At 71.8% G+C, this 24,379-nt stretch carries 18 protein-coding genes; 10 read left to right on the plus strand and 8 right to left on the minus strand.

Annotated features, from left to right (window positions below; genetic code table 11):
• Complete coding sequence (gene gatA / locus AB0H83_RS00110; RefSeq protein ID WP_360084274.1) at positions 1-1,476, plus strand: Asp-tRNA(Asn)/Glu-tRNA(Gln) amidotransferase subunit GatA; 1,476 nt, start codon at positions 1-3, stop codon at positions 1,474-1,476.
• 46 nt (positions 1,477-1,522) lie between these two features.
• Here the strand turns inward: gatA and AB0H83_RS00115 are convergent, their stop codons facing one another.
• Positions 1,523-1,699 (minus strand): DUF4236 domain-containing protein, encoded by a 177-nt coding sequence (locus AB0H83_RS00115; RefSeq protein WP_081971544.1) that lies wholly within the window; start codon positions 1,697-1,699, stop codon positions 1,523-1,525.
• Between the two features lie 78 nt (positions 1,700-1,777).
• Between AB0H83_RS00115 and gatB the strand changes: the two genes are divergently transcribed.
• The gene (gene gatB, locus AB0H83_RS00120; RefSeq protein WP_360084279.1) at positions 1,778-3,271 is read left to right on the plus strand and encodes an Asp-tRNA(Asn)/Glu-tRNA(Gln) amidotransferase subunit GatB; all 1,494 of its coding nucleotides are present in this window, start codon (positions 1,778-1,780) and stop codon (positions 3,269-3,271) included.
• On the opposite strand, the gene AB0H83_RS00125 is transcribed toward gatB, so the two are convergent.
• Together AB0H83_RS00125 and AB0H83_RS00130 are read right to left on the minus strand one after the other, a co-directional pair.
• Entirely contained in the window at positions 3,252-4,910 is a 1,659-nt protein-coding gene (locus tag AB0H83_RS00125; protein WP_360084282.1) for a metallophosphoesterase, read from the minus strand. The two genes, gatB and AB0H83_RS00125, sit on opposite strands and share 20 nt — an antisense overlap.
• Positions 4,907-6,019: a PQQ-dependent sugar dehydrogenase gene (locus AB0H83_RS00130; protein ID WP_360085511.1), complete on the minus strand. Its 1,113-nt coding sequence runs from the start codon at positions 6,017-6,019 to the stop codon at positions 4,907-4,909. The genes AB0H83_RS00125 and AB0H83_RS00130 overlap by 4 nt, the downstream gene beginning before the upstream one ends.
• Positions 6,020-6,276: 257 nt before the next feature.
• Here AB0H83_RS00130 and AB0H83_RS00135 point away from each other — a divergent pair, with 257 nt between their 5' ends.
• On the plus strand, positions 6,277-7,167 hold the full coding sequence (locus AB0H83_RS00135; protein WP_360084285.1) for a 2-hydroxyacid dehydrogenase: 891 nt from the start codon (positions 6,277-6,279) through the stop codon (positions 7,165-7,167).
• Here AB0H83_RS00135 and AB0H83_RS00140 read toward each other — a convergent pair.
• Complete coding sequence (locus tag AB0H83_RS00140) at positions 7,161-7,529, minus strand: PH domain-containing protein (protein ID WP_360084288.1); 369 nt, start codon at positions 7,527-7,529, stop codon at positions 7,161-7,163. The two genes, AB0H83_RS00135 and AB0H83_RS00140, sit on opposite strands and share 7 nt — an antisense overlap.
• 191 nt (positions 7,530-7,720) lie before the next feature.
• Here AB0H83_RS00140 and AB0H83_RS00145 point away from each other — a divergent pair, with 191 nt between their 5' ends.
• Positions 7,721-11,965 (plus strand): hypothetical protein, encoded by a 4,245-nt coding sequence (locus AB0H83_RS00145; protein WP_360084291.1) that lies wholly within the window; start codon positions 7,721-7,723, stop codon positions 11,963-11,965.
• 90 nt (positions 11,966-12,055) lie between these two features.
• Here the strand turns inward: AB0H83_RS00145 and glyA are convergent, their stop codons facing one another.
• Together glyA and ilvD are read right to left on the minus strand one after the other, a co-directional pair.
• Positions 12,056-13,318, minus strand: a complete 1,263-nt coding sequence (gene glyA / locus AB0H83_RS00150; RefSeq protein ID WP_360084294.1) for a serine hydroxymethyltransferase — start codon at positions 13,316-13,318, stop codon at positions 12,056-12,058.
• Between the two features lie 183 nt (positions 13,319-13,501).
• Positions 13,502-15,346, minus strand: coding sequence for a dihydroxy-acid dehydratase (ilvD, locus tag AB0H83_RS00155; protein WP_360084297.1), 1,845 nt, complete (start codon positions 15,344-15,346; stop codon positions 13,502-13,504).
• A gap of 227 nt (positions 15,347-15,573) precedes the next feature.
• On the opposite strand from ilvD, the gene AB0H83_RS00160 reads away from it, so the two are divergent.
• The 3 genes from AB0H83_RS00160 (at position 15,574) to ilvC (ending at position 19,101) form a co-directional block, all read left to right on the plus strand.
• Positions 15,574-17,448 carry an acetolactate synthase large subunit gene (locus AB0H83_RS00160; RefSeq protein ID WP_360084300.1) on the plus strand — a complete coding sequence of 625 codons (1,875 nt, stop codon included), beginning with the start codon at positions 15,574-15,576 and terminating at the stop codon, positions 17,446-17,448.
• Position 17,449: 1 nt separating this feature from the next.
• Entirely contained in the window at positions 17,450-17,968 is a 519-nt protein-coding gene (gene ilvN, locus AB0H83_RS00165) for an acetolactate synthase small subunit (protein WP_033364560.1), read from the plus strand.
• A gap of 119 nt (positions 17,969-18,087) precedes the next feature.
• Complete coding sequence (ilvC, locus tag AB0H83_RS00170) at positions 18,088-19,101, plus strand: ketol-acid reductoisomerase (RefSeq protein WP_360084304.1); 1,014 nt, start codon at positions 18,088-18,090, stop codon at positions 19,099-19,101.
• A 34-nt stretch (positions 19,102-19,135) separates the two neighbouring features.
• On the opposite strand, the gene AB0H83_RS00175 is transcribed toward ilvC, so the two are convergent.
• Positions 19,136-19,513, minus strand: coding sequence for a TipAS antibiotic-recognition domain-containing protein (locus AB0H83_RS00175; protein WP_360084307.1), 378 nt, complete (start codon positions 19,511-19,513; stop codon positions 19,136-19,138).
• A gap of 374 nt (positions 19,514-19,887) precedes the next feature.
• Here AB0H83_RS00175 and serA point away from each other — a divergent pair, with 374 nt between their 5' ends.
• The 3 genes from serA (at position 19,888) to AB0H83_RS00190 (ending at position 23,823) form a co-directional block, all read left to right on the plus strand.
• The gene (serA, locus tag AB0H83_RS00180; protein WP_360084310.1) at positions 19,888-21,498 is read left to right on the plus strand and encodes a phosphoglycerate dehydrogenase; all 1,611 of its coding nucleotides are present in this window, start codon (positions 19,888-19,890) and stop codon (positions 21,496-21,498) included.
• 131 nt (positions 21,499-21,629) lie between these two features.
• On the plus strand, positions 21,630-22,658 hold the full coding sequence (locus AB0H83_RS00185) for a 3-isopropylmalate dehydrogenase (RefSeq protein ID WP_360084313.1): 1,029 nt from the start codon (positions 21,630-21,632) through the stop codon (positions 22,656-22,658).
• Positions 22,659-22,725: 67 nt separating this feature from the next.
• Positions 22,726-23,823 carry a branched-chain amino acid aminotransferase gene (locus tag AB0H83_RS00190; protein WP_360084316.1) on the plus strand — a complete coding sequence of 366 codons (1,098 nt, stop codon included), beginning with the start codon at positions 22,726-22,728 and terminating at the stop codon, positions 23,821-23,823.
• A gap of 50 nt (positions 23,824-23,873) precedes the next feature.
• Here AB0H83_RS00190 and AB0H83_RS00195 read toward each other — a convergent pair whose 3' ends face one another.
• Positions 23,874-24,296, minus strand: a complete 423-nt coding sequence (locus tag AB0H83_RS00195) for a hypothetical protein (RefSeq protein WP_360084319.1) — start codon at positions 24,294-24,296, stop codon at positions 23,874-23,876.
• Positions 24,297-24,379 lie beyond the last annotated feature (83 nt).

The following is a 24,379-nucleotide window of genomic DNA, read 5'->3' on the forward strand; positions in this document are numbered from 1 at the left end:
ATGTCTGACGTCACCAAGCTGACCGCGGCCGAGCTCGGCCGCAAGCTCGCCGCGAAGGAGCTCTCCGCGGTCGAGGTCGCCACCGCGCACCTGGACCGCATCGACGCGGTCGAGGGCAAGGTCCACGCGTTCCTGCACGTCGACCGGGCCGGCGCGCTCGCCGACGCGAAGAAGGTCGACGACGCCCGCGCCAAGGGCGACGAGGTCGGCCCGCTCGCCGGGGTGCCGATCGCGGTCAAGGACGTGATCACCACCAAGGGCGTGCCGACGACCGCGGGGTCGAAGATCCTCGAGGGCTGGCGCCCGCCGTACGACGCGACGATCACCACCCGGATGCGCGAGGCCGGGCTGGTCATGCTCGGCAAGACCAACATGGACGAGTTCGCGATGGGCTCCTCCACCGAGTACTCGGCCTATGGCCCGACGTACAACCCGTGGGACACCACCCGCATCCCGGGCGGGTCCGGTGGTGGCTCGGCCGCCGCCGTCGCCGCCTACGAGGCACCCCTGGCGATCGGCACCGACACCGGCGGCTCGATCCGCCAGCCGGCCGCGGTCACCGGCACCGTCGGCGCGAAGCCGACGTACGGGGGCACGTCTCGCTACGGGCTGATCGCGTTCTCCAGCTCGCTGGACACCCCCGGGCCGTGCGCCCGGACCGTCGAGGACGCGGCGCTGCTGCACGCGATCATCGGCGGCCACGACCCGCGCGACTCGACGTCGATCCCGCAGCCGGTGCCCGACGTCGTGGCCGCGGCCCGGCTCGGCGCGACCGGCGACCTCAGCGGGGTCCGGCTCGGCCTGGTCAAGGAGTTCGCCGGCGAGGGTGCCGAGCCCGGCGTCGCCGCCGCCTACCGCGAGTCGGTCGACGCACTGGTCAAGCTGGGCGCCGAGGTCGTCGAGGTGTCGTGCCCGAGCTTCAAGTTCGCGCTGCCGGCGTACTACCTGATCGCACCGAGCGAGTGCTCGTCCAACCTGGCCCGTTTCGACGGGGTCCGGTTCGGGCTGCGCAGCGGCGACGACGGCAACCGGTCGCTCGAGGAGGTCATGCAGCTGACCCGCGAGGCGGGCTTCGGCCCGGAGGTCAAGCGCCGGATCATCCTGGGCACCTACGCACTGTCCGCGGGCTACTACGACGCCTACTACGGGCAGGCGCAGAAGGTGCGCACGCTGATCACCCGGGACTTCGAGAAGGCCTTCGAGGCGTCCGACGTGCTGGTCGCGCCGACCACGCCGTTCGTGGCGTTCCCGCTCGGGTCGCGCACGTCCGACCCGTACCAGATGTATCTGGCGGACCTGTACACGATCCCGTCGAACCTCTACGGCGGACCCGCGATCTCGGTGCCGTCCGGACTGTCCGAGGGCCTGCCGGTGGGGCTGCAGATCATGGCGCCGACGATGGCCGACGACCGGATGTACCGGGTCGCCGCGGCCCTGGAGTCGGCGCTGCCGCCGCTCACCCCGCCCGCACTGTAGGCAGACTTGAGGGGGCGGGCACCACCCGCCCCCTCAAGAAAAACCGTCAGCCCCGGCTGCCCTGGCGCCACGAGAACGGGCCGGGAAGGTCGACGCGGTTCTTCTTGCTACGCGAGTTCCACGACCAGGGGCCCAGCTTGAAACTCCAGGACGAGAAACCGTCCTGGGTGAAGTGGAAAATGAACGGGCCGAACTTCTTGCTCTTCCGAAACTGCACCGGCATGACGTTTCTCCTCTCCAGGTGGACTGGTGATACCCAATGCCGCGCGTGGATACACCAGAGGCTGAAAGTAGGCGTTAGATGAGCACCGTGACCCAGCTGTCGTATGACGAGGCGGTGGCCCGCTTCGAGCCGGTCATCGGCCTGGAGACCCACGTCGAGCTCGGCACCAACACCAAGATGTTCTGCGGCTGCCCGACCGACTTCGGCGCCGAGCCCAACACCCAGGTGTGCCCGGTGTGCCTCGGGCTGCCCGGCGCGCTGCCGGTCGCCAACCGCGCCGCGATCGAGGCGACCATCCGCATCGGGCTGGTGCTCAACTGCTCGATCGCGCCGTGGGGCCGGTTCGCCCGCAAGAACTACTTCTACCCGGACATGCCGAAGAACTTCCAGATCAGCCAGTACGACGAGCCGCTGTGCGTCGACGGCTACCTGGAGGTCGAGGTCGACGGCGAGCTGGTCCGCATCGGCATCGAGCGGGTCCACCTGGAGGAGGACACCGGCAAGACGCTGCACGTGGGCGGCGCCACCGGGCGTATCCACGGCGCGACCGAGTCCCTGGTGGACTACAACCGGGCCGGCATCCCGCTCGTGGAGATCGTGACCAAGCCCGTGCCGGGCACCGGCGCCCGGGCACCGCAGATCGCCAAGGCCTATGTGACGGAGCTGCGCGACGTCATCCGTTCGCTGGGCGTCTCGGACGTCCGCATGGAGCAGGGCTCGATGCGCTGCGACGTCAACACGTCGCTGAACCGGCCCGGCGAGGAGTGGGGCACGCGGACCGAGACGAAGAACGTCAACTCGCTGCGCAGCGTCGAGCGGGCCGTCCGCTCCGAGATCATCCGGCAGGCCGGGGTACTGGAGTCCGGCGGGACGATCATCCAGGAGACGCGGCACTTCCACGAGAACACCGGCGAGACCACGTCCGGCCGCAGCAAGGAGACGGCGACCGACTACCGGTACTTCCCGGAGCCGGACCTGGTGCCGCTCGCCCCGGCGGCGGAGTGGATCACGGAGCTCAAGGCCGCCCTGCCCGAGCTGCCCCGGGTCCGCCGGCAGCGGCAGCAGGCCGAGTGGGGCTTCTCCAACCTCGACATGCAGTCCGTGCTCAACGCCGGCGCGTGGGAGCTGATCGAGGCGACGGTCGCCGCCGGCGCCACGGCCGCCGCGGCCCGCAAGTGGTGGCTGGGGGAGCTGGCCCGGCACGCCAACGAGACCGACACCGAGCTCGACGCGCTCGGCGTCAGCCCGGAGGCGGTCGCGCAGCTGCAGGGGCTCGTCGACGCCGGCAAGATCAACGACAAGCTGGCCCGGGTGGTCCTCGAGGGCGTCATCGCCGGTGAGGGCACGCCCGCCGAGGTCGTCGCGGCGCGCGGCCTGGAGGTCGTCTCCGACGAGGGCGCGCTGACGAAGGCGGTCGACGAGGCCATCGCGGCCAACCCCGACATCGCCGCGAAGGTCCGCGACGGCAAGGTCGCCGCGGCCGGCGCACTGGTCGGCGCGGTCATGAAGGCCACCGGCGGCAAGGCGGACGCCAAGACGGTCCGCGAGCTGGTCATCGCCCGCTTGTCGTAACCGAGGGGCTCACCGGCGACGGCGTCGGCACCGCGGAGACCGACGGTGCCGGCGCCGCCTTGTCGGCGGCCACGATGTGCCGCTGCAGCGACACCTCGGTCAGGCCGGTCCCGCCCACCTGGATGTCGTCGTACGCGGACAGGTGCCGGTCCTCGTCGAAGTACAGGATCGACAGTGCGAGCGGCAGCGGCTTGGCGCTCTCCAGCCCACGCAACCCGGCGCCACCGGTCGAACCCTCCACCATCAGCAGCGTGCGCTCCTGCTGGGCCGGTGGGGACGCGCCGTCGGACGGCAGCACGACCGGGACGTTCGTGCCCAGCCGGGTGACCGGGTCCAGCCGGGTGATCGAGCGGGCGTGCCGGTGCCCGGCCAGCACCAGCGGGCAGATCCCGGCGAGCGGCTGCGCGGCCAACGGGTCGTGCACCAGGGCGACGTCGACCGGCTTCGGGTTGGCCAGGATCTTGTCGGCGAGCCGCTCACCGGAGCTGACGACCGCGGCGTGCTGCTCGGCGTCGGTGGCGTCGGTCGACTTGTCCGGGGTGAAGCGCGGGTCGCCGATCCCGGCGAACGTCAGCCCCTCGACGGTGACGATCGAGTTGTCCAGCACCGTGGCGTTCGGCTGTTTCGCTACCGCCGCCGCGGTGATCGCCGAGTCGTGGTTGCCGCGCACGTACAGGTAGGGCACCCGCAGCTTGCTGATCTCCCCGACGTACGAGGACTCCGGCTCACTGCCCCAGTCGTTGATGTCGCCGGTGTCCACGACGATGTCGACACTGAACTGGTCGGCGACGGTGCGCACCACGCCCCACGCCGCCGGGTTGAGGTGCATGTCGGAGATGTGCAGCACCTTCGTCGTGCTGGTGTTCGGCTCGTACACCGGCAGCGCCGAGATCGTGCCGTACAGCTTCGACACGTTGAGCACGATCTTCTGCAGCTGCGCGCGGTACTCCTCGTAGCGGTCGGAGATCCGGCGGGCGTCACCGATGATGGCGGGCGCGTTGACCAGCAGGCCGCGGTACGTCGGCTCCTGGATCGCCGCGGGCTTGAACGACAGCGCGGTCGCACCGCCGACCGAGGCGAGCACCGCGACGACCACGAGCCCGGCGATCGCCGTGTCGCGCCGGGCCCGGAACGCCAGCCCGACGAGGATCATCGCGCCCAGCAGCCCGGAGCCGGCGGTCTGCAGCGCCAGCCGGCGTACGCCCAGGTTGAGCTGGTCGACGGCGTCGTGGCTGACCTGCTCCAGGTTGCCGCCCCCGGCGACGACCGCCCTGGTCCGGGCCTCGTCCAGCGACTCCAGGCGGATCTGCAGGTGGGCGGGGCCGTCATGGCTGTCCAGCTCCAGCGAGCCCAGCGGCGGGATCTCCACCGACGTGTCGCCGTGCAGCGACGGCGTCAGCGACAGCTGCGCCTGGAACGGGCCGATGTCCTGGGTCGTGTGCCCGCCGAGCGCGACGCCGAGCAGCATGCCGACGAGCGCGACGACGGCGAGCAGGACGCCGTGCAGCACCTGCCGGACGCGCTTCCAGCGGGGGGCCGGGCGGAACGGACGGTGCCGCCGCCCGGCCGCCATCACGATCGCCCGGCGCTGGATCCGGCGGGCGGCCACGGCGGCCCGCCGGTGAAACGGCGAGGTCAACTCTTGCCGGCTCCGCCCACGTTGCTGATCACGATCCGCAGGAGCTTGTCGTCGTCGGCCTTCGGGTTGCCGCGGCCGTCCTTGTTGGAGGTGGAGACCCAGATGCTGTTGTCCGGCGCCACCACCGCCGCCCGCAGCCGGCCGTGCGCGTCCTTCAGCAGCGGGCTCGGCGCGCCGAGGATCCCACCCTGTTCGGTGAGCTGCAGCACGTACAGCCGGGCGCCCTTCAGGCAGGAGGTGATGAGGTATCCCTCCATGGCGGCCAGGCCCGAGCACGACGCCTCGGACGTCTTGAACACCTGGATGGGGTCGACGAACTTCGCGTCGCCGCCCTTGCCCTCATGCGTCGGCCAGCCGTAGTTCTTGCCCGCCTCGATCACGTTGATCTCGTCCCATTCGCCCGAGCCGAACTCCACGGCGTACATCCGCTTGTTCTTGTCCCAGGCGAAGCCTTGCACGTTGCGATGTCCGAAGCTGTACACGGCGGTACCGAACGGGTTACCGGGGGCCGGCTTGCCGTCGGGCTGGACGCGCAGGATCTTGCCGGCGAGGCTGGTGAGGTCCGGTGCGTTCTCCGGCTTCGCCGCGTCGCCGGTCGACACGTAGAGCATGCCGTCAGGGCCGAAGTGGATCTGGCCGCCGTTGTGGATCGACGACTTCGGGATGCCGGTCAGGATCGGCACGGGCGCCGAGCCGAGGGTGAGCTTCGCGACCCGGTTGTCGTCCTTCGCGGTGTAGTAGATGAACACCGTCTGGTCGGTGTCGTACGTCGGTGACACGGCGATGCCCATCAGGCCCCCCTCACCGCCCGGCACCACCTCGTTGATCGTCTGCGCGGTCGTCACCGCGCGGCCGTCGGACGTGGACTCCTTGCCGACCTTCAGGATCTTCCTACTGTCGCGCTCGGTGACCAGCGCGGTGCCGTCCGGCAGGAACGCGATGCCCCACGGCACGGCGAGTCCCTTGGCCAGCACGTTCGTGGCAACCTGCGTCTGGCCGTCCTCCTGGCTGCCGGAGGTGGAGGCGGTCGGGTACGGCGACAGCTTCGGCGGCGAGCCCAGCTCGTCGGGCGGCGGGGGGCCGAACGAGCAGCCCGCGAGGGCCAGCATCGCCGCGGCGGACGCCGCCACGCTCTTCGCGGCCGTCAGGCTCTTCGGGTAGGTCCGGGCGCTCACCCGGCCAAGACTAGCGTTGCCGGACATCATCTTCCTTTCAACCTTTGCCGGCGAGGCGTCCGCCTGCGCGACGGTCGTGCCGACTCGTGCAAGAGGAGCCACCTGGCGGCCGGGAAGTTCCAGGACTTCGTCGAGGTCCGGTACAGAGATGCTCATGCCGGGCCGGTGGCCGCGGTGGCTACTGTGCTCCGGTGAAGGTTTGCATCCCGGACGAGGCCGGGCTGTCCCTGCTCGGCCCGGTGCCGGACGAGGTCTCCGTCTCGGTCACCACCGCCCCCGACGACACCGACTTCTGGGTGCCGCCGTTCCTCGCCCCGCAGGACGTGGTCGGCCGGGCCGCGGCCATGCCGAGCCTCAAGGTCGTGCAGCTCATGAGCGCCGGTGCAGACCGTTGGGCGGGGCGGCTGGGGCCCGGCGTGCAGCTGTGCGACGCGCGCGGGGTGCACGACTCCTCCACGTCGGAGTGGGTCCTCGCCGCGATCCTGGCGTACCTGCGCGACTTCCCGCACTTCGTGCGCACCGGGCGGCAGTGGGCGTACCGGCAGACGGACGAACTGGCGGGCAAGCGGATCCTGATCGTCGGGGCCGGCTCGATCGGCGCCGCGGTCGCGGCCCGGCTGGCGCCCTTCGAGGTCACCGTCACCTCGGTGGCCCGGCGCGCCCGGCCGGCGGAGGGCGTGCACGGCATCGAGGACCTGCCGTCGCTGCTGCCGTCCGCCGACGTGGTGGTGGTCCTGGTCCCGCTCACCCCGGCCACGACCGGCCTGGTGTCGGCCTCGTTCCTGGCCGCGATGCCGGACGGGGCGCTACTGGTCAACGCGGCCCGGGGACCCGTCGTGGACACCGGCGCGATCCTGGCCGAGGCGGCGTCCGGGCGCCTCGGCTACGCCACCGACGTGACCGAGCCCGAGCCGCTGCCGGCGGCACACCGCCTGTGGGACCTGCCGAACGTGCTGATCACGCCGCATGTCGCGGGTTCGGTACGGGGGCTGCTGCGCCGGGCCTACGCGCTGGCAGGCGACCAGGTGCGCCGGTTCGCCGCCGGTGAGCCGCTGATCAACGTGGTGGTCGACGGCTACTGATCCTGGCCGGCGAACGCGGTGACCCTCTCCAGATCGGTGGGGCGGACCGCGTCGAGCTTCACGAAGTGACCGTTGGCCAGGCGGGCCTGCACGGCGCCGTCCTGCGAGACGAGGCCGTCGACGGCGGCCCACGGCACCCGGCGGCTGCCCAGCAGCGCGCGCACGGTGAACCCGTCGCCGTCGACGTCGGTGCCGGCCCGCCACGCCCAGACCGCGATCGCGATCGGCACGAGCAGGACGGGCAGGAACCAGGCGCCCCCGGCGAGCAGCGGGATGGCGCCGACGGTGGCGATGCCGGCCGCCACGGCGAGTGCCGCGCTGCGGCGGAACCGGACGGTGGGGCGCTTGGTACTGGTGGTCACCGGACAAGTCTCGCACCTTTCGTGGAACTGCTTCTTGCCGGTGGGTCCAGGCATACTGGCCCGGTGGGGGATCACGATCGGGCCGGGCGCCTCTCGCTCGGCACGACGCACGGGGTTACGCTCGGTGCCGTGTTCGACGTGATCGCGACCTGGCGGCGTGCCGGCGATCGCGGCGGTTCGCGTCGAATTGTATGGATCTGCCTGGAGGCTGGGACTTGACCGGCAACTCGTGGCACTCCGGCGTCAAGAGCAGCCGCCGGGTCGGCGTCCGCCCGACCGGTGTGCTCGCGGGCGCCCTCCTCCTCGCCGCCACGCTGCTCGCCCTTGCCGTCGCCGGCTGGGGCGTCATGGAGCTCAGCTTCCTCTGGAGCGCCGCCGCGATCCTGGCGCTCGCCGGTGTGCTCGTGCTCACGCTGCGTGGCTTCCCGCTCTTCGCGATCCTTGCCGCGGCCGTCGGCGCGGTCACCTGGGGTGCCGCGACCCGCACCTGGCTGCCCGGCGGCTGGACCGATTTCCTCGGCCTGCTGAAATTCATCGGCGGCAACCTGGCGTTCGACGTGCCGCTCATCGGCGCGTTCCTGTCCGCCCTGCTGCTCGACGCCCGCCGGCTGTCCCGCGCCGCCATCGACGAGGCGGTCAGCGGCCGCCGCTGGTGGGGCGAGCCCGACGACCACCTGCCCCGGCTCAAGGAGCTCGAGGCGCTGCCCTCGGCCCGGTTCTTCGCCCTCGGCGAGGGCGGCTGCACCCACCTCGTCGTCGCCGGCCGGCGCGTCGCGCTGTTCCTGCCGACGGTGTGGCCGCACGGCGAGTTCACCATGGACCCCTCCGGCCAGGTGCTGCGCGGCGGCCGCCTCTTCGTCCCCGGCTCCGAGGACGTCGACGGCCTCGCCGCCGAGGTGCACACCTGGCGCGAGCAGCTCGGCAAGGTCGGCGGCTCGGTCCGCGGCTATCTCGTCGTCGCACCCTCCCGCGGTGACGTCAGCGAGGACCTCGTCATCTCCGTCGCCCCCGGCGAGCACCTGCACCTCGTCCACGCCCACGAGATGGTCGAGGCGGCCGGTCGATGGCTGGCGGCCGAGCCCTACCGCGTGGAACTTTCCGTCATGGAGCGCCTGCTGGTGATCGCGTCGGGCAACAAGCTGCCCGAGCCGTCGCCGCTGGCGCGCTCCTTCGCCCGGCCCGCACCCGTGCCCGCCGCCCCGGCCGACGCCTCGCTCACCGTGGCCGACGCGGCCTTCGCGGCGGCCGCCGCCACCGACGGCCCGGCCGGCGCCGAGCCCGCCTCGCTGCGCGGCCGTCTCACCCGCGGCCGCTTCGGCCGATCCACCGGCGGCGGCGACACGGCCCGCGCCGACGACCGGTGGGACGGCCCCGCCCCCGGTTCCCCGTCTGCCCAGGAGGACGACATCCCCACCGGCCGTCGCGACGGCGACTTCGATGAAGACGGCACGCCCCGCGACCGGTACGGCCGCCGCGACCCCGACGCCGACCCGATCGGCCCCGTCAGCGACTCCTGGGAGTCCAGGGCCACCCGCGAGCTGGTCGGCTCCTGGGACAGTGAGTCGGCCAACAAGCTGGCCGCCTGGGCCGCGGACTCGGACGCTGACCCGGGCTCCCACGACCCCGCGCCGCGTGACGACCGGCTGACGCTGGACGACTTCGGCAGCGGCGATTCGGACGACCGCTGGTCGTCGATCCGGGCCTCCCTGGACCCGCCCGCGCATACCGGATCTTCGTCCGGCGGTGACCGGTTCACGTCGTCCGACGATGCCGCCGACGTCCGGCCCTCGTGGTCGTCCGGCCTGGACGAGACTCCGGAGCCGGTCGAGGAGGCACCCCGGCGGGTCGGCCGGCGGCGGGCCGAGCCTGACGACGAGCCCGTGGCCGACTGGCGCACGGACCGACCCGCGCGAGGCGCGGACACGTTCACGGCCTCGGCCGGCGAGCGTTCCTCGTCGTCCCGGCCGTCCTCGCCGCCGCCGGCTGAGTGGCCTGCGCCGCCTTCGTCGTCCACGTCCTCCTGGTCGAGCTCCGGTTCGTCTTCGTCCGCGTCGTCTTCTTCGTCTTCGTCGTCGTCTTCACTGTCCGGGTCGTCGGCGCCGGGCGGTTCGCCGGCCGGGGATGCGGCGGACGCGCCACAGGACCGGTTCGCGTCGCTGATGTCGGAGTTCGACCGCCTCGCCAGCGACCCCGACAGGTTCGGGTTCTCGCTCGACGGCTCCGCGTTCTCCCTCGACACGCCCTCCACCACCGCGCCCGGCGCCTCGTCACTCACCGGCTCCGCCGGCTCCGACCGCCACGGCTCGCCCGCCGACCGTTTCGACGCCCCGCCACCGGACCGCAGCTGGTCACCGGACGCGGGCGCCCGGCCCGCGTCCCGCGACTGGTCGTCCGACCCGGGCCCCCGCCCCACGGACCGCGGCGAGACCCCGCTGCCCGGCGGCCGCACCACCGAGCGCAGCTGGTCCTCGGAGCCGGTCGGCAGGTCAGCGGACCGGGCCCGGCAGCCGGACTCCGGCAGCGGCGCCACAGACTTCGGCGGCCGGACCACGGACTTCGGTGGCCGGACTGCGGACGCTGGTGGCCGGGCCGCGGACCATGGCGGGACGTCCGGCTTCGGTGGCCGGACCGCGGACCCGGCAAGGACGTCGGACTTCGACCGGCCCGGCCGTCCGCCGGCGGACACCGGCCGCTTCGGTGCCGCCGCCGGCGAGAGCCCCGCACGCCGGCCCGCTGAGCGCCCCGCCTGGACCGGCGGCCTCTTCGAGGGCGAGAAGCCCGAGCTTGTCGCCGAGCCTCTGGAGCTTCGCCGTTCCTGGGAGGCCGACCCGGAGGCCCGCGCGATGCGCCGCCGTCAGCAGCACGGCGACCCCGACCACAACTCCGCCGACCACCCCGTGTCCAGTGCCCCGACGTCAGGCGTCCCGACTTCGGGCGCCCCCACGTCCGGTGTCCCGACCTCGGGCAGCCCGTTCTCCGACGGCCGCCGCTTCGACAGCTCGTTCTCCGACGGCCGTGGCTCTGACGGTCGCCGCTCTGACGGCTCGTTTCCCGAAGGCCGCCGCTCTGAGAGCGCGTTTTCGGACGGCTCGCTGTCGGGTGGTCCGTTCTCCGGCGGCCCTCGTCCGAGCGACCTGCCCTCCGCCGGCTCCCGCGCGGACGACCTGTCCTACGGCAGCTCCCGCCAAGCCGATTCGACCTTCGCCGACTCCCGCTCCGGCGATCCGGCCTTCGGCGACCGCTTCGGGGATCTGGCCTCTGGCGGCCGCTCGGGCGATCCGGCCTTCGGCGGCCCTCGCTCCGGTGATCCTGTCGCGGGCGGTTTCGGCTCTGGAGGGCCGTCCGCGGCCAGTTCGGATCCGGTGTCCTATCGGGGCGATACGGCGTCTCGGGGCGACACGACATCCGAGACGGCGCGTTCGAGGTTCGCGGGCGGGTCGCCGTCTCGCGCCGAGTCCACCTGGTCGAACCAGGCCCGCGTCGACGCCGCCCGTGCCGAGGCCTCGCGAGTCGAGCCGTCGTGGGGAGACCCGCGGGCCGGAGATCCGCGGGCCGGAGACCCGCGAGTAGGGGATTCGCGGGAGGAGCGGCGGTGGGGTGGCTCTACTGAGCAGCCACAGCCGAATTCCTGGGGCGCGGCTCCCGCCGCGGACGAGGCTGCCTGGTGGGACGCCGCCGCGGCGTCGAGCACGGCGTCGAGTGCGGCAGGCGCCGTCGACGAGCAGCCGGCCGCGCAGCCGGAGAAGCCGAAGCGCTCGCTGTTCGGGCGTTCCAAGGCTGGTAAGGGACGAAAGGGGCAGCAGGCAGCGGCCGCATCGTCCGCGGACGAATCCCCGGCCGACCGCTCCTTCGATGACCGCACCGGCGGCGATCGGTTCGGCGGCGATCGGTCAGGGGCGGAGCGCCCAGCGGATGACAGGTTTGCGGCGGCGGACGACGACTGGGCGTCCGGGGCGACGACGGCCTGGGACCGCGGGGCCGGCCGCCGGCCAGCCGCGTCCGACCGGCCTGGCGCGTCCGACCGGCTTGCCGGGTCCGACTGGACGGCCGCGTCCGACCGGCCTGGCGCGTCCGACCGGCTTGCCGGGTCCGACTGGACGGCCGCGTCCAGCTCGTCGGCAGCTGACCGGGCGGGAGGGTTCGACCGGTCCGGTGGCGAGCGGGCCGGTGGTTCCGGGCGGCCGGCCTGGGCGACCGATCCGACATCAGGGTTCGAGAGTGACCCGAGCGGCGAGTTCACCTCTGAGCGCCGGTCCAACGTCGCGCCGGCTGCTGCCGGCCCGTGGTCCGGGGGCGACCGTGGGGGCGTACCGGGGCAGCGGCAGCGGGCGCGGGACATGCTGTTCGACGACGACGTGGCGCCGCTGGAGCTGAACCTCGACGAGGAGCCGAAGAATCCGGACCAGCGCTCCCGGCGCTTCCTGCGCCGCAAGTAGCGCCCCGGCACGCCAGAAGGCACGCCGCAGGAGCAGGGCCAGGCGCCGCCCGGCAGGAACCACGCGTTCCCGCCGGGCGGCACCGTGACGTCAGTGCCAGCCGGGCATCGGGTACGCGGACAGCAGCTCGCGCACCTCGGCGGCGATGGTGTCCAAGGCCTGCTCGTCGTCCTTGACCGCGGCGTCGACGGCGCGGGAGATCCAGTCGGCGACCTGGGGCATCTGGGCCTCGGTGAGGCCGCGGGTGGTGAGTGCGGGCGTACCGATGCGCAGGCCGGACGGGTCGAAGGGCTTGCGGGTGTCGTACGGCACGGTGTTGTAGTTGGTCTCGATCCCGGCGCGGTCGAGGGCACGGGCGGCGGGCTTGCCGCCGATGTTCTTGCCGGTGAGGTCGATCAGGATGAGGTGGTTGTCGGTGCCGCCCGAGACCAGGTCGAAGCCGCGCTCCAGAAGGGCGGCGGCCAGGGCGCGGGCGTTGGCGACGATCTGGTGGGCGTACGCGCGGAACGACGGCTGAGCGGCCTCGCGCAGCGCGACGGCGATGCCCGCCGTGGTGTGGTTGTGCGGGCCGCCCTGCAGGCCGGGGAAGACGGCCTTGTCAACCGCCTTCGCGTATTCCGAAGAGGCGAGGATCATGGCGCCGCGCGGGCCGCGGAGCGTCTTGTGCGTGGTGGTGGTGATGATGGAGGCGTGGCCGACCGGCGAGGGGTGGGCGCCGCCGGCGATGAGGCCGGCGATGTGCGCGATGTCGGCGACCAGGACCGCGCCGACCTCGCGGGCGATCTCGGCGAAGCGGGCGAAGTCGATGGTGCGGGGGATGGCGGTGCCGCCGGAGAAGATCAGCTTCGGGCGCTCGCGCACGGCGATGTCGCGGACCTCGTCGAAGTCGATCAGGCCGTCGGACTGGCGGACGGTGTACTGCACGGGCCGGAACCACGCGCCGGTCGCCGACACGGACCAGCCGTGGGTGAGGTGGCCGCCCATCGGCAGGGCCATGCCCATGACGGTGTCGCCGGGCGCGGCCAGGGCCATGTAGACCGCGAGGTTGGCGGGGGAGCCGGAGTAGGGCTGCACGTTGGCGTGCTCGACGCTGAAGAGCGACTTGGCCCGGGTGATCGCCAGCTCCTCGATCGGGTCGATGAAGCGCTGGCCCTCGTAGTACCGCTTGCCGGGGTAGCCCTCGGAGTACTTGTTCGTCAGGACGGTGCCGGTGGCCTCGAGGACGGCCTGGGAGACGTAGTTCTCCGAGGCGATCATGCGCAGCGTGTCGTGCTGGCGGGAGGCCTCGCGCTGGATCAGGTCCGCGAGGTCCGGGTCGGCGGAGGTGATGGCGGGCAGGGCTGGAACATGCATGGGCGCTTCCTCATGACGAGGCGACCGCGGCACCCAGGCGCGCGGTGCCAGCGATACAGGAAGCTCCCCGGTGGTCGGTTCCACCTTGATGTGCGCCAGTCGCGGGTTCACCGTCGATGCTAGTGCACGCAGGCGGCGCACTCCCAGGCCAATCGCGGGGGATTGGCCTGGGAGCACGGAGATCTACGGCACCTTGCGGTAGGCGCCGTCGCTCGCCGCGGTGGCCATCGAGGCGTACGCGCGCAGTGCCGCCGAGACGGGGCGCTGCCGGTCCAGCGGCGTGTACGGCCGCTCGCGCTTCTCCTGCGCCACCCGGCGCGCGGTGAGCACGTCCTCATCGACGATCAGGCTGATCGAGCGGTGCGGGATGTCGATCTCGATCCGGTCGCCGTCCTCGACGAGAGCGATGAGGCCGCCGCCGGCCGCCTCGGGCGAGATGTGGCCGATGGACAGGCCGGAGGTGCCGCCGGAGAAGCGGCCGTCGGTGATGAGCGCGCAGGCGCGGCCCAGGCCCCGCCCCTTCAGGAACGACGTCGGGTAGAGCATTTCCTGCATGCCCGGCCCGCCCTTCGGGCCTTCGTACCGGATGACCACCACGTCACCGGGGACGACCTCCTTGGCGAGGATGCCGTCGACCGCCGACTCCTGCGACTCGAAGACCCGCGCCGTGCCGTGGAAGACGAGGTTCTCGTCCGGGACGCCGGCGGTCTTGACGACGCAGCCGTCGGGGGCGATGTTGCCGAAGAGGATCGCGAGGCCGCCGTCGGCGGTGTACGCGTGCTCCTGGTCCCGGATGCAGCCCTCGGCGGCGTCGGTGTCGAGGGTCGCCCAGCGGTTGGACGTGGAGAACGGTTCGACGGTGCGCACCCCGCCGGGCGCGGCGTGGAACAGCTCCAGCGCGGCCTCGGAGGCCGACCCGGAGCGGATGTCCCACTCGGCCAGCCAGCCCGCCAGGTCGGGGGAGTGGACGCTGCGCACGCCGGTGTTGAGCAGGCCGGCGCGGTTGAGCTCGCCGAGGATGGCGGGGATGCCGCCGGCCCGGTGCACGTCCTCCATGTGGTACTTCGGGCTGTTCGGCGCGACCTTCGACAGGCACGGCACCCGGCGGGAGATGCCGTCGATGTCGGCGACGCTGAAGTCGACCTCGGCCTCGCGGGCGGCGGCGAGCAGGTGCAGCACGGTGTTGGTCGAGCCGCCCATGGCGACGTCGAGGGCGACCGCGTTCTCGAACGCCTCCCGGGTGGCGATCGCGCGGGGCAGCACCGACGCGTCGTCACCCTCGTAGTACTGCTTGCACAGGTCGACGATCAGCGAGCCGGCGCGCTCGAAGAGGGCCTTGCGGGCGCTGTGCGTGGCGAGGGCCGAGCCGTTGCCCGGCAGGGCCAGGCCGATCGCCTCGGTGAGGCAGTTCATCGAGTTGGCGGTGAACATGCCGGAGCAGGAGCCGCAGGTCGGGCAGGCGGAGCGCTCGATCTGGCCCAGCTGCTCGTCGGTGACGGCCTCGTTGGCGGAGGCGATCATCGCGTCGATCAGGTCGAGCTTGGCGTGCACGACCCCCTCGATCGCGACGGTCTTGCCGGCTTCCATGGGGCCGCCGGAGACGAAGACGGTGGGGATGTTCAGGCGAAGGGCGGCGAGCAGCATGCCGGGTGTGATCTTGTCGCAGTTGGAGATGCACACGAGCGCGTCGGCGCAGTGCGCCTGCACCATGTACTCGACGGCGTCGGCGATGAGCTCGCGGCTGGGCAGCGAGTAGAGCATCCCGCCGTGGCCCATGGCGATGCCGTCGTCGACGGCGATGGTGTTGAACTCCTTGGCGACCCCACCGGCCTCGGCGACCGCGTCCGCGACGATGATCCCGAGGTTGCGCAGGTGGACATGGCCCGGCACGAACTGCGTGAAGCTGTTGGCGATGGCGACGATGGGCTTACCGAAATCTGCGTCGGTCATGCCGGTGGCGCGCCAGAGGGCGCGTGCGCCGGCCATGTTGCGACCAGAAGTGGAGGTTTTGGACCGCAGCTCGGGCATACTTGTGAGTCTGACACGTTCCAGATCGTGGGACCGGTTGACTCGGGCCGTGAGATGCGCGAGAGTGGGGTCATGTCGTCGAGGTCGCTGCGAGTACTTATCATCTAGCGCGCCGACGCCTGCCGTCAGCGCGCTAGCCCCTCGTGCATCGCACGGAGGGGTTTTTTCATGTCCGAGCGAGTTCTGAGCAGTGACCTGGACACCTTCGAGCGAAAGTGCGAAATGCGATGACGAGACCCACGCCTGAAGTCCTCGCCCACCGAGCGCACCCGACCGCGCCGGCCTCGCCGGCCGTGCCGGCGGGTTCGTCGGCGCCGGCCGACAAGTCGGACAAGGCGACCGTAGACCGGAAGCCGGAGCTCCTGACCGGTGCGCAGGTGCTGGTGCGCTCGCTCGAGGCGCTCGGTGCGGACGTCGTCTTCGGCATCCCCGGCGGGGCGATCCTGCCCGCGTACGACCCGCTGTTCGACTCCGAGTCCGTCCGGCACATCCTGGTCCGCCACGAGCAGGGTGCCGGGCACGCCGCGACCGGCTACGCGCAGGCCACCGGCAAGGTCGGCGTCTGCATGGCGACGTCCGGCCCGGGCGCGACCAACCTGGTCACGCCGATCGCCGACGCGTACATGGACTCCGTCGCGATGGTCGCGATCACCGGCCAGGTCGCCTCGGCCTCCATCGGCACCGACGCGTTCCAGGAGGCCGACATCGCCGGCATCACCCTGCCGATCACCAAGCACAACTACCTGGTGAAGTCGGGCGAGGAGCTGCCGCGGGTCCTGGCCGAGGCGTTCCACCTGGCCTCCACCGGCCGCCCCGGCCCGGTCCTCGTCGACATCCCGAAGGACGTCCTGGTCAAGCAGACGACGTTCAAGTGGCCGCCGACGCTGGACCTGCCCGGCTACCACCCGACGCTGCACCCGCACGGCAAGCAGATCCGCGAGGCGGCCCGGCTGATCGCCGCCGCGAAGCGGCCCGTGCTGTACGTGGGCGGCGGCGTCATCAAGGCCCGCGCCTCCGAGGTGCTGCGCAAGCTGGCCGAGCTGACCGGCGCGCCGGTCGTCACGACGCTGATGGCCCGCGGCGCGTTCCCCGACTCGCACCCGCAGCACCTGGGCATGCCCGGCATGCACGGCACGGTCGGCGCCGTCTACGCGCTGCAGAAGGCGGACCTGCTGATCACCCTCGGCGCCCGCTTCGACGACCGGGTCACCGGGGACCTGAGCACGTTCGCGCCGAACGCGCAGATCATCCACGCCGATATCGACCCGGCCGAGATCGGCAAGAACCGGGTCGCGGACGTGCCGATCGTCGGCGACGCCAAGCACGTCATCGAGGAGCTGATCGGCGCCGTCACCACCGAGTACGGCGCCGGTCACAAGACGGACCTCAAGGGCTGGTGGGCCACGCTGGACGACATCCGCGGCCGGTACCCGCTGGGCTACGAGGAGCCGTCCGACGGGACGCTCGCTCCCCAGTACGTCATCGAACGTATCGGCAAGCTCGTCGGACCCGACGCGATCTACACCGCCGGCGTCGGCCAGCACCAGATGTGGGCGGCGCAGTTCGTCCAGTACGAGCACCCGGCGACCTGGCTGAACTCCGGCGGTCTCGGCACGATGGGGTACGCGGTCCCCGCCGCCATGGGCGCCAAGGTCGGCCGCCCCGACAAGGTGGTCTGGGCGATCGACGGCGACGGCTGCTTCCAGATGACCAACCAGGAGCTGGCCACCTGCGCCCTGGAGGGCATCCCGATCAAGGTCGCCGTCATCAACAACGGCAACCTCGGCATGGTCCGGCAGTGGCAGACGCTGTTCTACGACCAGCGCTACTCCAACACCGAGCTGGGCACCCACAAGCACCGCATCCCGGACTTCGTGAAGCTCGCCGACGCGCTCGGCTGCGTCGGGCTGCGCTGCGAGACCAAGCGCGACGTCGACGCCACGATCGAGGCCGCGATGAAGGTCACCGACCAGCCGGTCGTCATCGACTTCGTGGTCGGCAAGGACGCCATGGTGTGGCCGATGGTCCCCGCCGGCACCAGCAACGACGAGATCATGTTCGCCCGCGGGGTCGCGCCCAAGTTCGATAAGGACGACGTCTGAGATGACCACACACACCCTGTCGGTCCTGGTGGAGAACAAGCCCGGCATCCTCGCGCGGGTCGCCGGCCTGTTCGCCCGCCGCGGCTTCAACATCGACTCCCTCGCGGTCGGTGAGACCGAGCACCCCGAGGTCTCCCGGATGACGATCGTCGTCAACGCCGAGGACAGCCCGCTCGAGCAGGTCACCAAGCAGCTCAACAAGCTGGTGCAGGTCCTGAAGATCGTCGAGCTGGACAGCAACGCCAGCGTCCAGCGCGAGCTGCTGCTGGTGAAGGTGCGCGCCGAGCGGCCGGTCCGCTCTCAGGTCCTGGAGACGGTGAACCTGTTCCGGGCCCGCGTGGTCGACGTCTCGCCGGACGCCCTCACGATCGAGGCCACCGGCACGTCGGAAAAACTGGACGCGTTGCTCCGCGACCTGGAGCCGTTCGGTATCAAGGAAATGGTCCAGTCCGGCGTCGTGGCCATCGGCCGTGGCTCCCGCTCCATCACCACGGGCCCGGCGCTCCGCGCCGCGTCGTGATTTGAACACAAGGCTTGAGTGCGGCGCCTGCGCCGCATGGGGGGTGTGGGGTGGCGCAGCCCCCCACGAAACCGCGGCCCGCCAGGGCCGGGGAGCTGGAAACAGATGAAAGGAAAGACATGTCCGCCGAGGTGTTCTACGACGACGACGCCGACCTGTCGTTGATCCAGGGCCGCAAGGTTGCGGTCCTCGGTTACGGCAGCCAGGGTCACGCCCACGCGCTGTCCCTGCGTGACTCCGGTGTCGACGTCCGCGTCGGCCTTCCGGAGGGCTCCAAGAGCCGCGCGAAGGCCGAGGAGCAGGGCCTGCGGGTCCTCTCGCCGGCCGAGGCCTCCGCCGAGGCGGACGTCATCATGATCCTGGCGCCCGACACCGCGCAGCGCTCCCTCTACGCCGAGTCGGTGGAGCCGCACCTCACCGCCGGCAAGGCGCTGCTCTTCGGCCACGGCCTCAACATCCGGTACGGGTTCATCACGCCCCCGGCCGACGTGGACGTCGCCATGGTCGCCCCGAAGGGCCCGGGCCACCTGGTCCGCCGCCAGTTCGTGGACGGCAAGGGCGTGCCGTGCCTCGTCGCCGTCGAGCAGGACGCGACCGGCAACGCGTTCGCCCTCGCCCTCGCGTACGCGGCGGGTATCGGCGGCACCCGCGCCGGCGCGATCAAGACCACGTTCAAGGAGGAGACCGAGACCGACCTGTTCGGCGAGCAGGCGGTCCTCTGCGGCGGCGCCTCCGCGCTGGTGCAGACCGGCTTCGAGGTGCTCACCGAGGCGGGCTACGCCCCGGAGATCGCCTACTTCGAGTGCCTCCACGAGCTCAAGCTGATCGTGGACCTCATGTACGAGGGCGGCATCGCCCGGATGCGGTACAGCGTGTCCGACACCGCCGAGTACGGCGACTACTCCCGCGGCCCGCGCGTCGTCGACGCCCGGGTCAAGGAGGAGATGAAGCGGATCCTCGCCGAGATCCAGTCCGGCGAGTTCGCCCGCGAGTGGATCGCCGAGGACGACGCCGGCCGCCCCAACTTCACCAAGCTCCGCGAGCAGGGTGCCGCGCACCCGATCGAGGAGACCGGCCAGAAGCTGCGTTCGATGATGAGCTGGGTCGACCGGCCCATCACCGAGACGGCCTGACATCGGGAAGGGGGGCCACGGCCCCCCTTCTTCGTTATGCGCGCGCCGCGTTCGCGTGGATCGCGTCGCGGATGAACTGCGCCAGGCCCGGGTGGTCCGTGTCGTAGTTCGCCGTGAACCGCGGGTCGTCGACGTACATGTCGCCGAGGCCGCGGTGGATCTCGCTGGAGCAGTCGTAGAACCACCGGCTGATGTGCCGCCGGTGCGCCTCGGCGAGGTCCATCGCCAGCTCACCCTGGGCCGGCTCGCCGTCGACGAACGCCCGCGTGAACGCCGCGGCGTTCTCGGCCGCCTCGGCCTTGATGCGTTCCCAGTCCTGCGGCGTGTACTTCGCGGTCCGCTCGGCGGACTGCCGGTAAGCCTCGCTCTGACCCCACCGCTGCTCGGCCTCGGCCGCGTATGGATTCTCCATCGTGTCCTCCTTGTCTTGCTGGTAAGACGTGTCGCTGTCTTGCTGGTAAGACGTGTCGCTGTCTTGCTGGTAAGACGTGTCGCTGTCTTGCTGGTACGACCAGCGTCAGGTCTCCAGCGGCAGGAGAGTCAAGCGGCGATTTCCGGTACGCCCAAAGGTCAGACAACGCCAGGTCGGGCCCTTGCCGGCCGGTCACCCGAACGGGCGGCTGTGATCGCGCTCACGTCCGAGCGGGGACGGGCGGTCGTGGCGGCGGGCCTACCATCGGCGGAAGAGGCCGTCCGCCCGGCCCCGTCGCCGATTCCTGCGCGTGGCGCGCAGTGCCGCGCGCCACGCGTATCGACGCCAGCCGAAGCCCGGAAGTCGAGGACCGCATGACCCTCCCTCCTGAACGCCCGGTGGTGCTGATCGCCGAGGAGCTAGCTCCTTCCGCCCTTGAGGTCCTCGCCGACGACTACGAGGTCCGTCACATCGACGGCACCGACCGTCCGGCACTGCTGGCGTCACTCGCCGACGCCAGCGCGATCATCGTCCGCAGCGCCACCCAGGTCGACGCCGAGGCCGTCGCGGCCGCACCGCGGCTCAAGGTCGTCGCCCGCGCCGGCGTCGGCCTCGACAACGTCGACGTCCCGGCCGCCACCGCGCGCGGCGTCATGGTCGTCAACGCGCCGACGTCCAACATCGTCTCCGCCGCCGAGCAGGCCGTCGCGCTGCTGCTCGCGGTCGCCCGCAACACCGCCGCCGCCTCCGCCGCGCTGAAGGCCGGCGAGTGGAAGCGGTCCAAGTACACCGGCGTCGAGCTGTCCGGCAAGGTCGTCGGCGTCGTCGGCCTGGGCCGCATCGGCGTGCTGTTCGCGCAGCGGATGGCCGCCTTCGGGGTGCGGCTCGTCGCGTACGACCCCTACATCCAGCCGGCCAGGGCGGCCGCCCTCGGCGTACGCCTGCTGGGCCTGGACGAGCTGCTGCGCGAGAGCGACTTCATCTCGATCCACCTGCCGAAGACCCCGGAGACGGTCGGCCTCATCGGCGCCCGCGAGCTGGGCATCGTCAAGCCGGGCGTGCGGATCATCAACGCGGCCCGCGGTGGCCTCGTCGACGAGCAGGCCCTCGCCGACGCGATCGCCGACGGCCGGGTCGCCGGCGCCGGCATCGACGTGTTCAGCAAGGAGCCGTGCGTCGCCTCGCCACTGTTCGCGTTCGACAACGTGGTCGCGACCCCGCACCTGGGCGCCTCCACGGTCGAGGCGCAGGACAAGGCCGGCCTGGCCGTGGCCCGCAGCGTGAAGCTCGCGCTCGACGGCGAGTTCGTCCCCGACGCGGTCAACGTCCAGGTCGGCGGCGTCGTCGCGGAGGAGGTGCGCCCGCTGCTGCCCCTCGCGGAGAAGCTCGGCCGGGTGTTCACCGCCGTCGCGGGCGGTATCGCCTCCGCCGTCACGGTCGAGGTGCACGGCGAGATCGCCACCCACGACGTCTCGGTGCTGAAGCTCGCCGCGACGAAAGGCCTGTTCAGCAGCGTGGTGGCGGAGCAGGTCACCTATGTCAACGCGCCCCACCTGGCGGCCGATCGGGGCGTCGAGGTGGCACTCGCGGTGTTCACCGAGTCCGCCGATCAGACCAACCTGGTGACCGTGCGCGGTGCGCTGCCCGACGGCAGGGTAGCCTCCGTGTCCGGCACCTATGTCGCGGGACCGCGCGAGGCGCTGAAGCTGACCGAGATCGACGGCTTCAGCCTTGAGCTGGCCGCGGACGGTGTGCTGCTGTTCTTCCGATATGCCGACCGCCCCGGCGTCGTGGGATTGGTTGGGTCGATACTGGGCACTGCGGGGGTCAACATCGCGGCGATGCAGGTCGCCCGGCGCGAGGCCGGAGGCGAGGCGCTGATGACGCTGACCGTCGACACGTCCGTGCACGCGGACCTGCTCAACGAGGCCCAGCAGGCCATCGGCGCCACCGCGGCGAGCACGGTCGACCTGTCGGGCGAGTAAGACGTTCCTCCTAGGGGGCGGGGAGAGTGGCGGCTCTCCCTGCCCCCGTCTTCTTTCCAGTACTTGAGATGACGGTCCACGCGGTGGGACGAACGCGTACCGTGGGCAGGTCCGAGGAAAGGGGCGCAGTGGTGGCGAAGATCGCGGTCGTGGCCGGGGACGGTATCGGGACCGAAGTGGTGGCTCAGGCACTCAAGGTGCTCCGGGTCGTCCTTCCGGGTGTCGAGACGACGGACTACGACCTTGGCGCCGCCCGCTACCACCGCACCGGCGAGGTGCTGCCCGACAGCGTGACCGAGGAGCTGCGCGGGCACGACGCGATCCTGCTCGGCGCCGTCGGCGACCCGAGCGTCCCGCCGGGCGTGCTCGAGCGCGGCCTGCTGCTCAAGCTGCGCTTCGACTTCGACCAGTACGTGAACCTGCGCCCGTCGCGGCTGTGGCCCGGCACGACCAGCCCGCTGGCCGGCGTGAAGCCCGGCGAGATCGACCTCGTCGTCGTCCGCGAGGGCACCGAGGGCCTCTACGTCGGCGCCGGCGGCAACCTGCACCCGGGCACCGCCGCCGAGGTCGCCACCGAGGAGAGCCTCAACACCCGCCACGGCGTCGAGCGCGTGATCCGCGACGCGTTCGCCCGGGCCGCGAAGCGCGAGCGGCGCAAGGTGACGCTGGTGCACAAGACCAACGTGCTCACCCACGCCGGCGGCCTGTGGGCCCGCACCTTCAACGAGGTCAAGGCCGAGTTCCCGGACATCGAGACCGAGTACCAGCACGTCGACGCCGCCGCCATGTTCCTGGTGAGCAACCCGCAGCGCTACGACGTGGTGGTCACCGACAACCTCTTCGGCGACATCCTCACCGACATCGCGGCCGCGGTCACCGGCGGCATCGGCCTGGCGGCCAGCGGCTCGATCAACCCGGAGCGCGCCTTCCCGTCCATGTTCGAGCCGGTGCACGGCTCCGCGCCGGACATCGCCGGCAAGGGCATCGCCGACCCGTCCGCTGCGGTGCTGTCCGCCGCGCTGCTGCTGGACCACCTCGGCCACCCCGAGGCGGCGGCGAAGGTCACCGAGGCCGTCGGCGCGGAGGTCGCCGCGCGCACCCCCGGCTCGGCGCTGTCGACCGAGGCGGTCGGCGATCGGCTCGCCGAAGCCGTCGCCTGACCCCTTCGTGCGCTTGAACGACCGTTCGGGGTAAGTTGCAGACACGACGCGCAACTGGAGGCACGCCATGAACGGCGGTGACACGCTCGACTTCGAGGTCCGTCCCAACCCGGCGCCGGTCAGCGCCGCGGAGCGGGCCGCGATGCTCGCCAACCCCGGCTTCGGACGGATCTTCACCGACCACATGGTCACCGTCCGTTATGCCGAGGGCAAGGGCTGGTATGACGCCCGCGTCGAGGCCCGCGCGCCGATCCCGATGGACCCGGCGACCGCCGTGCTGCACTACGCACAGGAGATCTTCGAGGGCCTGAAGGCCTACCGGGCGGCCGACGGCGGCATCACCCTGTTCCGCCCCGACGCCAACGCCGCCCGCTTCCGCGAGTCCGCGGCCCGCATGGCCATGGCGCCGGTGCCGCCGCAGCTGTTCCTGGACGCGCTGGCGGAGCTGATCCGCGTCGACCGCGACTGGGTCCCCTCCGACCCCGAGGGCAGCCTCTACCTGCGCCCGTTCCAGTACGCGAGCGAGGTCTTCCTCGGCGTCAAGCCCTCTTCGGAGTACCTCTTCCTGATCATCGCCTCCCCGGTCGGCAGCTACTTCAAGGGTGGCGTCAAACCGGTCAGCGTCTGGGTCTCCCGCGACTACACCCGCGCCGCCCCGGGCGGCACCGGCGCCGCCAAGTGCGGCGGCAACTACGCCGCGAGCCTCGTCGCCCAGGCCGAGGCCATCGAGCACGGCTGCGACCAGGTCGTCTTCCTCGACGCCGTCGAGCAGCGCTACGTCGACGAGCTCGGCGGCATGAACATCTTCTTCGTCTTCGACGACGGCACCATGCTCACCCCGCCCCTGACCGGCACGATCCTGCCCGGCATCACCCGCGAGTCGGTGCTGCGTCTCGCCGCCGACCAGGGCATCGCGGTCCGCGAGGAGCTGTATTCCTACGAGCAGTGGCAGGCAGACGCGCGCAGCGGCCGGCTGCGCGAGGCGTTCGCCTGCGGCACCGCGGCCGTCATCACGCCGATCGGCGTCGTGCGCGACCGGTCGGGGGAGTTCACGATCGGCGACGGCGCGGCGGGCAAGGTCACGATGGAGCTGCGCGAGCGCCTGGTCGGCATCCAGCGGGGCACGGCCCCCGACCCGCACGGCTGGGTGCACCGCGTCCTGTAACGCCCGGTTCTGCCGTTTGCTTGGGTACGGTCAGGCTTTTTGTGTACGGGTCAGGCCGACCAGCGGCCGAGGTTGGACGTCCGGCCGTAGCCGGGCCGGACGCCGCGCGGCGCGGGCCGCTCGTACGCCAGCAGCAATGCCTCCTCCGCGAGCTGCGCGTCCGGGCACGGCCAGAACATCTTGCATTCGCAGAAGTTGTCGGTGCGTGGCTTGTGCGCGTCGTGCAGCGCCCGGGCGACCCGCCACAGCATCGGATCAGCACAGCCGAACGGTGGCTCGATCGGCGGCTCACCCCCCGCATCGGCGCCGGGGCCGGGCGGAACACCGTCGTCGATCATGCGCGTCGCCCCCCAGATTCCGTGACCCACCGCCGTGACCGGTCCCCCGGCGATGCTGCTGGAAACGGTAACCGCCGATGCCATCACCCCGCAGACACGCTGTGCGCAACTTGCACGACCGAGCGGCACCACCACCGTCCACCCCGCCCGTGAACAGGAAAAACCCACCGGGAACCGGCGAAAACCCCGCCCGATCAGGCGAACGACAGCAGCCGAAC

The organism is Dactylosporangium sp. NPDC050688 (genome assembly GCF_040654515.1).
In the GTDB taxonomy this organism is placed as follows: domain Bacteria; phylum Actinomycetota; class Actinomycetes; order Mycobacteriales; family Micromonosporaceae; genus Dactylosporangium.

What these genes read in the sequence shown, in the direction of transcription:
- gatA (WP_360084274.1), top strand. Translation starts at nt 1, where the DNA reads ATGTCTGACGTCACCAAGCTGACCGCGGCCGAGCTCGGCCGCAAGCTC.
- AB0H83_RS00115 (WP_081971544.1), bottom strand. Translation starts at nt 1,699, where the DNA reads ATGCCGGTGCAGTTTCGGAAGAGCAAGAAGTTCGGCCCGTTCATTTTC.
- gatB (WP_360084279.1), top strand. Translation starts at nt 1,778, where the DNA reads ATGAGCACCGTGACCCAGCTGTCGTATGACGAGGCGGTGGCCCGCTTC.
- AB0H83_RS00130 (WP_360085511.1), bottom strand. Translation starts at nt 6,019, where the DNA reads ATGCTGGCCCTCGCGGGCTGCTCGTTCGGCCCCCCGCCGCCCGACGAG.
- AB0H83_RS00145 (WP_360084291.1), top strand. Translation starts at nt 7,721, where the DNA reads ATGGATCTGCCTGGAGGCTGGGACTTGACCGGCAACTCGTGGCACTCC.
- glyA (WP_360084294.1), bottom strand. Translation starts at nt 13,318, where the DNA reads ATGCATGTTCCAGCCCTGCCCGCCATCACCTCCGCCGACCCGGACCTC.
- ilvD (WP_360084297.1), bottom strand. Translation starts at nt 15,346, where the DNA reads ATGCCCGAGCTGCGGTCCAAAACCTCCACTTCTGGTCGCAACATGGCC.
- AB0H83_RS00160 (WP_360084300.1), top strand. Translation starts at nt 15,574, where the DNA reads ATGACGAGACCCACGCCTGAAGTCCTCGCCCACCGAGCGCACCCGACC.
- ilvN (WP_033364560.1), top strand. Translation starts at nt 17,450, where the DNA reads ATGACCACACACACCCTGTCGGTCCTGGTGGAGAACAAGCCCGGCATC.
- ilvC (WP_360084304.1), top strand. Translation starts at nt 18,088, where the DNA reads ATGTCCGCCGAGGTGTTCTACGACGACGACGCCGACCTGTCGTTGATC.
- AB0H83_RS00175 (WP_360084307.1), bottom strand. Translation starts at nt 19,513, where the DNA reads ATGGAGAATCCATACGCGGCCGAGGCCGAGCAGCGGTGGGGTCAGAGC.
- serA (WP_360084310.1), top strand. Translation starts at nt 19,888, where the DNA reads ATGACCCTCCCTCCTGAACGCCCGGTGGTGCTGATCGCCGAGGAGCTA.
- AB0H83_RS00190 (WP_360084316.1), top strand. Translation starts at nt 22,726, where the DNA reads ATGAACGGCGGTGACACGCTCGACTTCGAGGTCCGTCCCAACCCGGCG.